This window comes from Candidatus Microbacterium colombiense (assembly GCA_029203165.1).
In the GTDB taxonomy this organism is placed as follows: domain Bacteria; phylum Actinomycetota; class Actinomycetes; order Actinomycetales; family Microbacteriaceae; genus Microbacterium; species Microbacterium colombiense.
Map to the genome: position 1 here is coordinate 1,755,748 of CP119308.1, position 13,984 is coordinate 1,769,731.

At 67.7% G+C, this 13,984-nt stretch carries 11 protein-coding genes; 7 read left to right on the forward strand and 4 right to left on the reverse strand.

Features of this window, described 5'->3' with window-relative positions; all coding sequences use genetic code 11:
* The first annotated feature begins 94 nt into the window (after positions 1 to 94).
* From mtrA to raiA, 5 genes are all read left to right on the forward strand, one after another.
* Entirely contained in the window at positions 95 to 775 is a 681-nt protein-coding gene (mtrA, locus tag P0Y60_08420) for an MtrAB system response regulator MtrA (GenBank protein WEK62733.1), read from the forward strand.
* A gap of 6 nt (positions 776 to 781) precedes the next feature.
* Positions 782 to 2,467 carry an MtrAB system histidine kinase MtrB gene (gene mtrB, locus P0Y60_08425; protein WEK62734.1) on the forward strand — a complete coding sequence of 562 codons (1,686 nt, stop codon included), beginning with the start codon at positions 782 to 784 and terminating at the stop codon, positions 2,465 to 2,467.
* Entirely contained in the window at positions 2,467 to 4,173 is a 1,707-nt protein-coding gene (locus P0Y60_08430; GenBank protein ID WEK62735.1) for an LpqB family beta-propeller domain-containing protein, read from the forward strand. Before mtrB ends, P0Y60_08430 begins: the two co-directional genes overlap by 1 nt.
* A 105-nt stretch (positions 4,174 to 4,278) precedes the next feature.
* Positions 4,279 to 4,965 (forward strand): phosphoribosyltransferase family protein, encoded by a 687-nt coding sequence (locus P0Y60_08435; GenBank protein WEK62736.1) that lies wholly within the window; start codon positions 4,279 to 4,281, stop codon positions 4,963 to 4,965.
* 95 nt (positions 4,966 to 5,060) lie between these two features.
* The gene (gene raiA, locus P0Y60_08440) at positions 5,061 to 5,717 is read left to right on the forward strand and encodes a ribosome-associated translation inhibitor RaiA (GenBank protein WEK62737.1); all 657 of its coding nucleotides are present in this window, start codon (positions 5,061 to 5,063) and stop codon (positions 5,715 to 5,717) included.
* Between the two features lie 76 nt (positions 5,718 to 5,793).
* Here raiA and P0Y60_08445 read toward each other — a convergent pair whose 3' ends face one another.
* A complete protein-coding gene (locus P0Y60_08445; protein WEK62738.1) occupies positions 5,794 to 7,113 on the reverse strand; it encodes a hypothetical protein in 1,320 nt (439 codons plus the stop codon).
* 77 nt (positions 7,114 to 7,190) lie between these two features.
* Positions 7,191 to 7,787, reverse strand: coding sequence for a helix-turn-helix transcriptional regulator (locus P0Y60_08450; protein WEK62739.1), 597 nt, complete (start codon positions 7,785 to 7,787; stop codon positions 7,191 to 7,193).
* A gap of 220 nt (positions 7,788 to 8,007) precedes the next feature.
* On the opposite strand from P0Y60_08450, the gene secA reads away from it, so the two are divergent.
* Together secA and P0Y60_08460 are read left to right on the forward strand one after the other, a co-directional pair.
* The gene (secA, locus tag P0Y60_08455; protein WEK62740.1) at positions 8,008 to 10,815 is read left to right on the forward strand and encodes a preprotein translocase subunit SecA; all 2,808 of its coding nucleotides are present in this window, start codon (positions 8,008 to 8,010) and stop codon (positions 10,813 to 10,815) included.
* A 110-nt stretch (positions 10,816 to 10,925) separates the two neighbouring features.
* The gene (locus P0Y60_08460) at positions 10,926 to 12,155 is read left to right on the forward strand and encodes a pyridoxal phosphate-dependent aminotransferase (protein ID WEK62741.1); all 1,230 of its coding nucleotides are present in this window, start codon (positions 10,926 to 10,928) and stop codon (positions 12,153 to 12,155) included.
* Here P0Y60_08460 and P0Y60_08465 read toward each other — a convergent pair.
* Positions 12,076 to 13,323, reverse strand: coding sequence for a hypothetical protein (locus P0Y60_08465; protein WEK62742.1), 1,248 nt, complete (start codon positions 13,321 to 13,323; stop codon positions 12,076 to 12,078). The genes P0Y60_08460 and P0Y60_08465 overlap by 80 nt on opposite strands.
* A complete protein-coding gene (locus P0Y60_08470) occupies positions 13,320 to 13,940 on the reverse strand; it encodes a hypothetical protein (protein WEK62743.1) in 621 nt (206 codons plus the stop codon). The genes P0Y60_08465 and P0Y60_08470 overlap by 4 nt, the downstream gene beginning before the upstream one ends.
* Positions 13,941 to 13,984 lie beyond the last annotated feature (44 nt).

Below are 13,984 nucleotides of genomic sequence, written 5' to 3' on the forward strand. Positions count from 1 at the left end.
CATTCCCTCCGTCGTGCGCTCCCATCGTGTCATATCCCCGTCGCTGGTGCGCAGACCTGGGGATGCCGGTACTGGGTGCCATAAGGTAACAGTTATGACCTCACGCATTCTTGTGGTCGACGACGACACCGCCCTCGCCGAGATGATCGGAATCGTGCTGCGAACCGAAGGTTTCGAGCCGGTGTTCTGCGCCGATGGAGCCCGGGCCGTCGATGAATGGCGCGCCCAGCGGCCCGACCTCGTGCTGCTCGACCTGATGCTTCCCGGAATGGACGGAATCGAGATCTGCACCCGCATCCGCGCGGAGTCGGGGGTTCCGATCCTGATGCTCACCGCGCGCAGCGACACGGCAGATGTCGTGCGCGGGCTCGAAGTCGGTGCGGATGACTACATGGTCAAGCCCTTCAATCCGAAGGAACTGGTCGCCCGCATCCGCACCCGCCTGCGCCCGACGCCCCAGGGCGCCGTGGAGCAGCTTCGCGTGGGCGATCTCACCGTCGACGTCGATGCGCACGAAGTGCGTCGGGGCACCACCCCGATCGCGCTCACGCCGCTCGAGTTCCAGCTGCTCGTCGCCCTCGCCTCGAAGCCGCAGCAGGTCTTCTCCCGCGAGATGCTGCTGGAACAGGTCTGGGGCTATCACTACAAGGCCGACACGCGACTGGTGAACGTGCACGTGCAGCGGCTGCGGGCGAAGGTGGAGCTCGATCCCGACAACCCGAAGATCGTGATGACGGTGCGTGGCGTCGGCTATCGCGCCGGGAGTGTTGGCTAGGGATCCATGGCCGTGACGACGACGACCACCACGGCGGTCGCCGTTCTGCGCGACTGGCGGAGTTGGCCGACGGTGCTGGCGGCGCTCTGGCGGCGATCGCTGCGGTTCCGCACGCTGACGATCACTCTGCTCGCGACCTCACTCGCCATCTTCGTCACCTGCGTGACCATGGCGCTCGTGATTCAGAACGACCTCTTCATCTCGCGCAAGAACGTCGTCCTCGAGGATGCGAGACGTGCGATCGATGATGCGCAGAGCAAATTGGATGTGGCCGAGGTCGGCGATGATTCCGCGGCGTTGCAAGAGCTCTGGCGCAGTATCACCGAGGGGCTCGCTCGCAACTCGAGCGCCGACCAACTGGCGGGTTTCCGCGTCGACAAGGGACCGAACCCCCTCCGCGTGAACGGCTTCACACAGGGAGGGTTGACGGCGAACCAGCTGAGCGACGGGCTCCGCAATCGCGTCAGGGATTTCGACTACCTCCAGGCCTGGCAGTCGGTGGCAGTGGCCGGCGACGGGGGCAGCGAGGTGCCGGGGATCGTGGTGGGGCAGCAGTTGCAGGTCCCCGAGGCTGGTCCGTTCGAGATCTACTTCGCCTACGACCTCGGTGATGCGGATCAGACGCTCGTGTTCGTGCAGCGCACCCTGTGGATCGCCGGGATCGGGCTCGTGGCGATCGTCGCGGCGATCTCGTGGTTCGTGCTTCGCGCCGTCGCGACGCCGATCGTCCAAGCCGCGGAGACCAGTGCCCGGCTTGCCGCGGGCGACCTCGGAGTGCGTCTGGAAGTGCACGGAGAAGACGAGCTTGCGACCCTCGGCCGATCCTTCAACGCGATGGCCGACAGCATCGAGTCGCAGATCAAGGAGCTCGGCGAGCTGTCGATGGTGCAACAGCGCTTCGTCTCGGACGTGTCGCATGAACTGCGCACACCGCTGACGACGATCCGTCTGGCCGCTGACATGCTCAACGACCAGCGCGACGAGTTCGACCCGACGACGGCGCGGACCGCGGAGCTGCTGTACACGCAGGTACAGCGCTTCGACATCCTGCTCTCGGACCTGCTCGAGATCAGCCGTTACGATGCGGGATCTGTGCAGCTCGAGCTGGAGGCGACGAGCCTCGCACACGTCGCAGAAGACGTGATCGAACAGATGCGTCCTCTCGCGGAAGGGCATGGCACGCAGCTCCGGCTCGTGGCTCCCGGCGGCTATTCGCCGGTCGATATGGACCCCCGTCGCGTGCGCCGCGTGCTGCGCAACCTGATCGGCAACGCGATCGAGCACGGCGAAGGCCGTCCGATCGTGGTGACCGTCGACAGCAATCAGCACGCGGTGGCGGCCGGGGTTCGCGACTTCGGCATGGGCATGGCGCCCGACGATGCCGAGCGTGTGTTCGACCGCTTCTGGCGAGCGGATCCCTCCCGGCAGCGCACGATCGGAGGCACCGGTCTCGGACTCTCGATCGCGCTCGGTGATGCCACGCTGCACGGCGGAACGCTCGCCGTGTGGTCGAAGCTCGGCGACGGGACGAACTTCGTGCTCACTCTGCCGCGTCATGGCACCGTGCTGGAGGGGGCGAGCCCGATTTCGACCGAGCCGCAGGAGCCCTTGGCCGAGCTCGGTGACGCGACACAGCCGATCTCGCTCACCGACCTGGCGCGCGAGCTTCTCGATCGTGAGGACAACGCGTGATGAGCGGTCGGGTGACGCGGATGCTGCGGGGTGTCGCGATCGGCGTGGTCGCACTGATGCTGGCGGCCTGCACGGGGCTGCCGACCTCGGGCGACGTCTCCGCCGGGTTGGAGCTCGGAGAGGCGACCGACGACACCGACCTGCTCTTCATCGCGTCGGGCCCGCCACCGGGCGCGAGCCCCCAGGAGATCGTGGAGGGGTTCCTTGAAGCGGCCATCACGCCGGCGGACAACTGGGGTATCGCCCGCACCTTCCTCACTCCCGACCTGCAGCAGACGTGGCGGCCTGCGGCCGGTGTGTCGATCGATGCCACAGTCGGGTCGAGGGTCATCTCGTCGACGATCGCCGATGACGACGTGGAGGCCGCCGAGTCCGGAGACGTGAACGTGCAGTTCGAACTCGTGGCGAACGTCGACGAGTTCAACGCCTACTCGGAGTCGACCGGCGCCTCGAACCTGACCTTCACGGTGGAGCGCAGCGGCGACGGCGAATGGCGCATCGCGAAGGCGCCGGACGGGATCGTGATCGATGAGTCACGGTTCCCCCTGGTCTTCGACGCATATCCGCTGCAGTACTTCGATCAGGACTGGTCGCATCTCGTCCCCGACGTGCGCTGGTTCCCGCGCCGCACGAGCATCGCCACCACCGTGACGCAGGCCCTCATCGGCGGCGCCCCCAGCCCCTGGTTGGCTCCAGCGGTGCAGTCCGCGTTCCCCGCAGATGTCCAGCTCGCCGAGGACGCCGTGCCGATCGATGCGGCTCAGGTGGCCGAGGTGGCCTTGACGGCGCCCGCGAGCCGACTGGATCAGACGACGCTGGCGCGGATGCGCACGCAGTTGCAGGACACGTTCGAAGCGTCGGGCGTGCATGTGTCCCAGGTGCGCTTCACGGTCGATGGCCGTGCGCTCAGCGCCGGCATCGTGAAGCTGGGCGACGACGCGGTCGACCCGGGTCCTCTGGTGCTCACCGAAGACGCATTCGGGCTCATCGTCGGCGATCAGATCGCACCGGTGGACGGGATCAGCGAACAGATCCTCGCGCTCCCGCAGCAGGTGAGGTCGATCGAGGTGGCGGGGGATTCCACCCAGGCCGCTGTGCAGTTGAGCGATGGACACGCGTACCTCGTGGGTGAGGGGCGGGTGGACGAGGTCGACTCTCGCCCGCGGCTCATCGCTCCGTCGCTGGATCCGTTCGGGTTCACCTGGACGGTGCCCGCCGATGACCCTGCTGCCGTGCACGCCGGTGAGAACGACGTCGCCACCGACAAGGCCTGGCCCAATGCCTCCGCGATCTCCGCGATGCGCGTGTCGCCGGACGGCGCGCGGCTCGCGGCCGTCGTCACCGTGGGCGGACAGCACTGGGTGGTCGTGGTGGCCATCGTGCGCGATGACGGCGTGCCGGTGGAACTGGGCGCGGTCGAACAACTGACGAGGATCGACGCAGACACCGATCAATTGGTCTGGCTCGGCACGACGCGGCTCGGGGTCCTGGTGCCCGATCAGAGCCCGTTGCTGCTCACGCAGATGGTCGGCGGGCCCGGCAGCGTCGAGGCCGCTCCGCCCGGTGCACGCTCCCTCGCGGGCGCACGCAGTGCCACCGGGGTGCGTGTGCTGGACGCCGGCGGCACGCTCTTCGCACACGCGGGTTCCGCATGGCGCGAAGTGGCATCCGGCGTGAAGGTCCTGGCGACGCGCTCCGGCGAGTGAGGCCGAGCCTCCACCGGTCCTGCACAGCAGGCGCAGCATCCGCGTTGTCCCCCGTCGGCGCCTCTCCGCTCCTGCCAGTACCGAGGCCGCGGGCAGGATCGATGCATGATCTCGCATCCCTTAGCACGTGGCGCTCTGCACGACATCGTCGATGAGCTGGCGGCGCTGCTGCTCGCCGCCTCCTGTGCGGGGTGCGCGAAGCCCGGCGCGCTGCTGTGTGCCGTGTGTCGGCGGCAGCTCACGCCGTCTCCCACGCAGACCGTGACACCGGATGGCCTCGTCGTGCGCGCCGCACTCGCGTTCGATGGCGTCGCGGCGCGCTGCATCCGTCGGCTCAAGGGGGAGGGGGAGACGCTTCTGGCCCGACCCCTCGGACGAACCCTTGCTGAGCCTCTCGTCGCGGAGGTGGTGTCGGGGGTACTGATCGTGCCCGTGCCGACGAGCCGGAGCGCGTTCCGCCAGCGGGGCTACCGAGTGCCCGAGCTTCTCGCACGCGGAGCGGGTGTCCGGGCATCGAGGATTCTCGTTCCCGGGGCGACGAAGGCCGATCAGCGCGGGCTCGACGTGCGGGAACGCCGAGCCAACGTCTCGGGGAGCATACGAACGCGTCGTCGCGGAGAGGGCCAGCGGATCGCCCTCCTCGACGATGTCGTCACGACCGGCGCGACTCTCGACGAGGCTGCACGCGTGCTCACGGAGGCAGGCTTCGAGGTGGTCTCTGCGATCGCGCTCGCCGCCACGCCGCGTCACCGCAGACTCATCGGGGACTCATCGGCGACACGGAGGAAATGACCCGTGACATCCGTCCGAAGGCGGGCTACGTTGGGGGTCACACAAGGCGACCACGGTCCGCCCTTGGCCGGGAGGACCGGGACAAGGAGGCAGCAATGGAAACGAGCATCGTTGGCGTCGGGGTGGGTATCACTGACCGATTCCGCACCGTTGTCGAAGAGAAGATCGCCAAGATCCAGACGTTCGCAGGACGCGCGCAACGCCTGGATGTGAAGGTCACACATCGCGTCTATCGAAACGGACATGTGCCCGACGAGACCGTCGAGCTGACGCTCGTCGGCAAGGGTCCCGTCGTCCGCGCGGAAGCGACGGACGGCGACAAGTTCGTGGCCCTCGACCTCGCCGTCGACAAGATGTCGGAGCAACTGCGACGCGCGAAGGAGAAGCGAGTCGACGGTCGACAGCACCCGCGCGGCGCGCACTTCGAGAAGGGCAGCGGAGCCCTTGAAGGCATCGACGTCCAGCCGGCCTCGGTCGAGGTCCTGCACGCCGTCGCGACCGGCAACGTGCCGGTGCAGAACGACGAGGACGAGATCTACTCGCCCGTCGTCATCCGCACGAAGAGCTTCGACGCGGAATGGATGACGGTCGAGGAGGCCGTCGACCGGATGGAGCTGGTCGGCCACGACTTCTTCCTGTTCGTCGATGTCCGCAGCGACCACCCGAGCGTCGTCTACCGCCGCAAGGGATGGGATTACGGCGTGATCGCGCTCAGCACTCAGGCGCCGCCCGCGGAGGCACTCGCTTCGTGACCTGCGCATGAAGAAAGGCCCGTTCCTGAGAGGGAGCGGGCCTTTCTCGTACGTGCGGGGATCTGTGGACTGCGCGTCAGTCGAAGATGCCGTCCAGAAGGCTGCCGATCACGAGGCCGCCGAGGATGCCGGAGGCGATATCGCCGCCGCCCCCACCGCGTCGCCCGCCTCCGCCGCCCCAGCCGCCCCATCCGTCGTCCTGCGGGCGGGAGGAGTCGATGTCGCGCTGTGCGAGCTGGAGCGCCTCCGAGGCCAGATGAGCGACACGTCGAGCGCCGGCCAGAGCTGCCTCCCGCGTCTCCTCTGCGGGGAGCATGTCGGACAGGTCGATGCGCAGACGCTCCGCCTCAGCCAGGCGGGTGCGGGCGTCCGCGCCGATCCATCCGCGATGCCCGGCGATCAGGCCCCGCGCCACGCCCAACTGCCGGTCGGCGTCGTCGATGGCGTGTTGCACCTGCGGGAGCGAGGGGAGCGGGTTCGCTGCGCGGTGCTTGGCGAGCGCGATCGCGTCATCCAGACCCGTGTTCGCATCGCGCAGACGGGAGAGCTCCGCGAACGGATCGTTGCGGGCGCCGGAGGGGGCGAGCGAACTCAGGGCCGTCTGCAGAGCCGCCGTCGCCGCGGCGACCGCGGGCACCTGGGGTGCGGTGCGCGCGGCGATGAGGTCACCGCGCGAGTCGGCGACGACCTCGGCGAGCGTGGATTCAGCCCGCAGAGCCTCGATCTCGAAGTCCTCCACGGCATCCAGGAGCGCGGACGCGCGCCGCGTCGCCTCGGTCGCCGTCTCGAGCGCGACGTTCGCCTCTTCGTTCTGCTTGGCTGCACGTCGGCGTTCGGAGACCGATGCGCCGTGGACGGCGAAGGCGATGAGCTGCTCCGCCTCTGCCGCACTGGCGGCGATCTGCGTCATGGCGGAGTCGGCGTAGCGCCCGGCGAGCCGCTCGACGGCTGATCTGGTCTGCGGGATCCGCTCGCTCAGCGCCTCGGCATCCGTCCTGACCTGAGCGATGACCTCGGGCGCGCGCCGCACTTTCGCGACCGAGCTGGCGAGAACGTCCGTCTTCTCGTCGAGCAGATCCTGGGCCCAATCGCAGAGCTGCACGATGCGGGCGTTGCGCGTGCGCAGCTCCTCCGGGGTGTCGGGGATCTCGTCGTGGTTCAACTGGTGCATCTGGAACGCCTCGCGCAGGTGCGTGCGCACCGCGGACAGCGCCTGGCGCAGGTCGGTGGTCAGCGATTCGCCGAGCTCGGCCTCAGCGAACGCGAGTTCGTCGGACGTCGTGCGGATCCGCTCGTCAGCCGACACCAGCGCCTGTTCGGCGCGCCGTGCGAGATCGGCGTCCTGCGCGGCGAGCGCTTCCTGTTCGCGCTTCCGTCTGCCCCAAATTCCAGCCATGTGCTGATCCTACTTTCCGCGGACGATGCGATGGCTGAGCATCCGCTCCAGGCGAACGCAAGCGCCGAGGGCGCGGCTCAGGCGGCTGCCGACCTGGCGGGCCGTCCGCGCTTCGGTCGCTCCGTCGTGAGCTCGAGTGCCAGCACATGGCTCGGGTGCTGTGCGATGCGTTTCTCCGCATCATCGAGCCAGTGCACCTCGGCCTCGGCGGCGAAGATCATCCGGTCGATCACGAGCGACCAGGCGAGGCCCTCCGGGGTATCGGCCGCGTCGTTGTCTCGCCGTTCCCGCCGGAGCGCCTCCCACTGCTCCACGGACGCGACGCGTTGAACGCGGATCACGGATCCCACGTCGACGCCCGGGAGCGTCGCGGCGACGGCGAGCTTCACCGCGAGTTCGTCCCTGCCGGTGGTGCCGTGGACGACGGGGGAGGCGAGCCACCGGGCCGCCTCGGTGGAGCCGTCGGCGGTGATATGCCAGTAGACGTGCCCGTGCTCATCGGCGTCGCCGCGGCGCACGAGCCCGTCTCGTTCGAGACGTTCCAGCGTGTTGTAGATCTGACCGACGTTGAGAGACGATGTCGCTCCGGTGCGTCGGTCGTACTCGTGCCGCAGCTGGTAGCCGTAGCAGGGGCCCTGGTCGAGGATCGCCAGGAGGCTCTGACGCACTGACATGGTGATCTCCCGTTCGTGATGCTAATGCGATACCGAGTATATGCATACCGAGAATGCATCGCGGAGAGCCGTCCGGTGGACGCGATCGCGCGCCTTCCGCGGATCGCGGGACACGCTCGCAGGCGACGCGCAGGTCACGGGCCGGTAACATGACAAGATATGTCCGGTTTCCGTCCTCGTGACAGCCGGCACTTTACCCACCAACAGGGAGATGACATCCGTGGCCAATCCTCTTGAGAAGCTGCTGCGCGCCGGTGAGGGACGGGTCATCCGTCGCTTGAACCAGGTGGTCAAAGCCGTGGGAGCTCTGGAAGAGGACATCTCCCAGCTGACCGACGACGAGCTTCGCAACGAGACCGTCGAGTTGCGCGCCCGCTACGAGAAGGGCGAGACGCTCGACCAGCTGATGCCGGAGGCGTTCGCCGCTGTTCGCGAGGCTGCCAAGCGCACCCTGGGCATGCGCGCCTACGACGTGCAGATCATGGGTGGAGCAGCGCTCCACCTCGGCAACATCGCCGAGATGAAGACCGGTGAGGGAAAGACGCTCGTCGCGACCTTCCCCGCGTACCTCAACGCGATCGCCGGCCAGGGCGTCCACATCATCACCGTCAACGACTTCCTCGCCAGCTACCAGGCGGAGCTCATGGGGCGTGTGTTCCGTGCCCTCGGCATGACGACCGGCATCATCGTGTCCGGCCAGACGCCCGCGGTTCGCCGCGAGCAGTACGGCGCGGACATCACTTACGGCACGAACAACGAGTTCGGGTTCGACTACCTGCGCGACAACATGGCCTGGCGTAAGGAGGACCTCGTCCAGCGCGAGCACTTCTTCGCGATCGTCGACGAGGTCGACTCGATCCTCATCGACGAGGCGCGCACCCCGCTCATCATCTCCGGTCCGTCCTCCGGCGAGGCGAACCGCTGGTTCGCGGAGTTCGCCAAGATCGCCCGCACTCTCGAGGTGGGCGAGGACTACGAGGTCGACGAGAAGAAGCGCACGGTCGGCGTGCTCGAGCCCGGTATCGAGAAGGTCGAGGACTACCTCGGCATCGACAACCTCTACGAGTCGGCGAACACGCCGCTCATCTCGTTCCTGAACAACTCGATCAAGGCGCTCGCGCTGTTCAAGAAGGACACGGATTACGTCGTCATGAACGACGAGGTCATGATCGTCGACGAGCACACGGGCCGAATCCTTGTCGGGCGCCGCTACAACGAGGGCATCCACCAGGCGATCGAGGCCAAGGAAGGCGTGCCCGTCAAGGCCGAGAACCAGACCCTCGCGACGGTCACGCTGCAGAACTACTTCCGTCTGTACGACAAGCTCGCCGGCATGACCGGTACCGCCGAGACCGAGGCGGCCGAGTTCATGTCGACGTACAAGCTCGGTGTGATCCCGATCCCGACGAACCGTCCGATGGTCCGCAAGGACCAGTCCGACCTCGTCTACAAGAACGAGACCGCCAAGTTCGCACAGGTCGTCGAGGACATCGCCGAGCGGCACTCGAGCGGTCAGCCCGTGCTGGTCGGTACCGTCAGCGTCGAGAAGAGCGAGTACCTCTCGCGACTCCTCGCCAAGAAGGGCGTGAAGCACGAGGTCCTCAACGCGAAGAACCACGCGCGCGAGGCCGAGATCGTCGCCCGCGCCGGACGCCTCGGCGCCGTCACGGTCGCGACGAACATGGCCGGCCGAGGCACCGACATCATGCTCGGCGGCAACGCCGAGTTCCTGGCCGTCCAGGACCTCAAGGGCAAGGGACTCGACCCGGTCGAGACCCCCGAAGAGTACGAGGTCGCGTGGGACGAGACCTACGAGGCGATGAAGAGCACCGTCTCGGAAGAGGCGGAGAAGGTCATCGAGGCCGGCGGACTCTACGTGCTCGGCACCGAGCGTCACGAGTCGCGGCGTATCGACAACCAGCTGCGCGGACGTTCGGGACGACAGGGCGACCCCGGCGAGAGCCGCTTCTACCTGAGCCTCACCGATGACCTGATGCGCCTGTTCCAGTCGGGTGCCGCCGAGGCGATCCTGTCGCGCACGAACTTCCCCGACGACGTGCCGATCGAGTCCGGTCTGGTGTCGCGAGCCATCCGCAGCGCCCAGTCGCAGGTCGAGTCGCGCAACGCCGAGATGCGCAAGAACGTGCTCAAGTACGACGATGTCCTGAATCGTCAGCGCGAGGCGATCTACGCCGATCGACGTCACATCCTGCACGGCGACGACATCGCCGACCGGGTGCAGCACTTCATCGAGGACGCGATCACCGGTGTCGTCAAGGACCACACCGGCGAGGGCCACAACGAGAGCTGGGACTTCGACGCGCTGTGGACCGAGCTCAAGACGCTCTACCCCGTGGGCGTGACAATCGATGAGGTCGTCGCCGAGGCCGGCGGGCGCAAGGGCGGTATCTCGGCCGACGGTCTCACGCGCGAGTTGCTCTCCGACGCCACGATCGCCTACGAATCGCGCGAGGAGTCGCTGGGCGACGCCGCGACGCGCGAGCTCGAGCGACGCGTCGTGCTGCAGGTGCTCGATCGCCGCTGGCGCGACCACCTGTACGAGATGGACTACCTGAAGGACGGCATCGGACTGCGTGCGATGGCCCAGCGCGACCCGCTTATCGAGTATCAGCGGGAGGGATACTCGATGTTCCAGTCGATGATGGGACAGATCAAGGAGGAGTCGGTCGGCTACCTCTACAACCTCGAGGTCGAGGTCCGTCGCGCCGGTGATGCGCAGACGGCGGAGGTCGAGGCCAAGGGCCTCTCCACCGACGGCGGCGAGCAGCGTCTCGAGTACTCGGCGGCGAACGACGCCGGTGAGGTCGAGGTGCGCAACGACCGCGGCCAGGTGCAGCAGGCGGCGACCGATCGCCTGCGGCAGGCGGCGGCGGCACGCGATGCGGCCGAGCCGGCGGAAGCCGAGCAGGCACCGCGCGGCGCCTTCGGACAGCGCACGGACGCCCCCGCGCAGCCGGCGGCAGGTAACCGTGAGCAGCGTCGAGCCCAGGGAAAGAAGAAGAAGTAGCCCTCCTGGTGAAGGGCCGATCCCTCGGGATCGGCCCTTTCTCGTCTGCGTGGCGGGCAGCGCGGCCGGCAGTGCACGAGAGCCCCACGCGACGGTTGTAGGCTTGCTCGATGACCCCATCGCGCAACTTCGACCAGTCGTCGAAGCTCAAGAACGTCCTGTACGAGATCCGCGGGAACGCGCTCGTCGAGGCGGCGCGGCTGGAGGCCGAGGGACACAAGATCCTCAAGCTGAACACGGGTAACCCGGCGATCTTCGGCTTCGACGCCCCGCACCAGATCGTGCACGACATGCTCGCCGCACTCCCGACCGCGCACGGCTACAGCGACAGCAAGGGCATCATCTCCGCACGGCGTGCCGTCGTCAGCCGCTATGAGGAGATCGAGGACTTCCCGCGTTTCGGTCCCGATGACGTGTATCTCGGCAACGGTGTGTCCGAGCTGATCACGATGACCATGCAGGCGCTCCTCGATGAGGGCGACGAGGTGCTGATCCCCGCGCCGGACTACCCGTTGTGGACGGCGATGACGAGCCTGGCCGGCGGCACGCCCGTGCACTACCTCTGCGATGAGGAAGACGGCTGGCAGCCCGATCTCGAGGACATCCGGTCCAGGATCACGCCGCGCACGAAGGCGCTCGTGATCATCAACCCGAACAACCCGACAGGTGTCGTCTATTCACGCGAGATCCTCGAGGGGATGGTCCAGATCGCACGAGAGCACGAGCTGCTCCTCCTCTCGGATGAGATCTACGATCGGATCCTCTTCGACGGCGCGGTCCATATCCCGACGGCGACGCTCGCGCCCGATCTGCTGTGCTTGACGTTCAACGGACTCTCCAAGACGTATCGCGTCGCTGGTTTCCGATCGGGGTGGATGGTGATCACCGGTCCCCAGGGGCATGCCAAGGGTTTCCTCGAAGGCATCACCCTGTTGGCATCCACCCGCCTGTGCCCGAATGTTCCGGCGCAGCACGCCGTTCAGGCTGCACTCTCGGGGGTGCAGTCGATCGACGCACTCATCTCGTCCACGGGACGACTGCATGAGCAGCGCGACGTCGCCTGGGAGGGTCTGCAGTCGATTCCCGGTGTCTCCTGCGTGAAGCCGGAGGGGGCGCTCTACGCGTTCCCTCGCCTGGATCCTGATGTGCACGAGATCCGCGACGACGCGAAGCTCGTCTACGACCTTCTCGTGTCAGAGCACATCCTGCTGGTGCAGGGCACAGGCTTCAACTGGCCGACCCCCGACCACCTGCGCCTGGTCACGCTCCCTGAGCCACGTGTGCTGAGCGAAGCCGTCGAAAGGCTCGGAAACTTCCTCTCAAGCTATCGCCAGAACTAGTCCGTGATTCGGCAGGAGGGGCGAGGGACGCAGCGAGCCCTCTGATCGCCGCGACGAACGGCGACCGGGGAGTGACATCGGCCATCGCCCGGGCGTGAAGGAGTGAGGCGTCGGCGGCGCGCTGGTCGAACGGAAGGAACGTGACGTCGGTGATGCCGGCGAATCGTTCCAGGGTGCGTCGTACCTGGCCACGGGCATCCAAACCGAGCGGTCCGGGGCGCACGCGGTTGATCACGACGGAGACGGGCGTCGAGCCCGTCACTCGACGGAGCTCGGCATGATCGCGTAGGAAGCGGCTGATCCCGACCGGATCCGCGGCTGCGACGGCCACGATCAGATCCGCCTCGAGCAGCGTCGTGGTCGTCGCCGCATGTCGGCGAGGTCCGGCGAGGTCGTAGGTCGCCTCCTCATCGGCGTCGAATGCAGCGGCGACGTCCACGACCGTCTCCTCGCTCCACGATCTGCATGCCTGGAGCGCGGCCTGGAGACGTACCGACCCCAGTTCCGGCCAGCGGCTCGGGCGATTGATCCCCGGGAACACGTCGATGTCTCCGCCACTGGTCTCGACGACCGTGGCCAGACGGGTCAGCTCGGTCGCGTCCAGACCTCCCAGGTTCGCGCGACGGCAGGCGGCGGCGATCCCGGGGGCGTCATCGCCGAGCCCGAGGAGCAGGGCCAGGGACGGGGCCACCGTGTCGGCATCGATCAGTGCGGTGTGCCGACCTGTTCGCGCGAGCTCCGTCGCCAGCTGGATCGCCACGGTCGAGCGTCCGGGAGCGCCAGGTGGCCCCCATACCGCCGTCAGGCGTGGTGGCCGCGAGGACGTGACCACGCGATCAGGGATCCCCTCACGAAGTGCGGCGGCGAGCTCCCACCCTGTCGCCTCGGCAGAAAGGGTCGGACTCAGCCCGAGTCGTCCCCATGCGCGGCTGTCAGACCCGCCCAGAGGGAGGATGCGCACACCGGAGCGATCGCACGCGGCGATGAGCTCGGCGGTGAGCACCTCTCGCGACGCGGGAAGCACAAGGGCTTCAGCGTCGGCGAGGAGGGGAGTGATGGCCTCCCGGGTCGGAGCCGTGATCGCCACGGTCGTGATGCCCTCCCATTCGAGCTCGACGCGAAGTTCGCTCGCACGCGGCTCGGCGACCGCGAGGATGATCCCCGTCACGATCTGCCGCCCACCGGCACCACCGACAGCACCGACCCGCCGGTCACGGCAGCGAGGACCTCAGCGACATCGGCGCGGTCGATCACGAGTTCCACGGCCGCGCCCGAGTCCCCCAGCATCCCGTCCTCTTCCAGCACGTCGCGGACGGTCACGTCTGCGACCAGGATCCGTGGAGTGTCGTAGGTGCGTCCGTCGTCGAGCGGAGGCGCCTGCCAGAGCTCGACCACTGTTCCGGCGTCGACGTCATCGGGGATCCGTGTGCTGCTCTCCACGACGATGCTGGTGCTGCGGTTGTCGTCCGCGTCGCCGACGGCCGATTCCGGCATCAGCTCTCCGGATGCGATGGTTCGCGCGGCGACCTGTCCCGGCTTCAGATCCTGCGGGGAGAGATAGTCATCGGCGAGCAGGCCGAGCCCGACGTCGACCGCCTGGAAGTCGCTCGAGACCAACGCCTCGCCCTGCGTGATCGTGCGAGTGGCCTGCAGCGCGGGGGCCGCGTGGTCCGACGAGGAGACGATCAGCCAGACGCCGGCGATGGACAGTACGACCAGGGCGATACCGATGAGGAAACGGACATCTCCCCAGAACGCGCGTCGAGGACGGGAGGGAACGGTCATGGCGATCATCGTCACAGAAATCGTCGCGCACCCGGGGGAGTTAT

Excerpts from the sequence above, each read along its gene's own strand:
- P0Y60_08445 (WEK62738.1), bottom strand. The coding sequence starts at position 7,113 with ATGGCTGGAATTTGGGGCAGACGGAAGCGCGAACAGGAAGCGCTCGCC.
- P0Y60_08450 (WEK62739.1), bottom strand. The coding sequence starts at position 7,787 with ATGTCAGTGCGTCAGAGCCTCCTGGCGATCCTCGACCAGGGCCCCTGC.
- P0Y60_08470 (WEK62743.1), bottom strand. The coding sequence starts at position 13,940 with ATGACCGTTCCCTCCCGTCCTCGACGCGCGTTCTGGGGAGATGTCCGT.
- P0Y60_08430 (WEK62735.1), top strand. The coding sequence starts at position 2,467 with ATGAGCGGTCGGGTGACGCGGATGCTGCGGGGTGTCGCGATCGGCGTG.
- mtrA (WEK62733.1), top strand. The coding sequence starts at position 95 with ATGACCTCACGCATTCTTGTGGTCGACGACGACACCGCCCTCGCCGAG.
- P0Y60_08435 (WEK62736.1), top strand. The coding sequence starts at position 4,279 with ATGATCTCGCATCCCTTAGCACGTGGCGCTCTGCACGACATCGTCGAT.
- raiA (WEK62737.1), top strand. The coding sequence starts at position 5,061 with ATGGAAACGAGCATCGTTGGCGTCGGGGTGGGTATCACTGACCGATTC.
- mtrB (WEK62734.1), top strand. The coding sequence starts at position 782 with ATGGCCGTGACGACGACGACCACCACGGCGGTCGCCGTTCTGCGCGAC.
- P0Y60_08460 (WEK62741.1), top strand. The coding sequence starts at position 10,926 with ATGACCCCATCGCGCAACTTCGACCAGTCGTCGAAGCTCAAGAACGTC.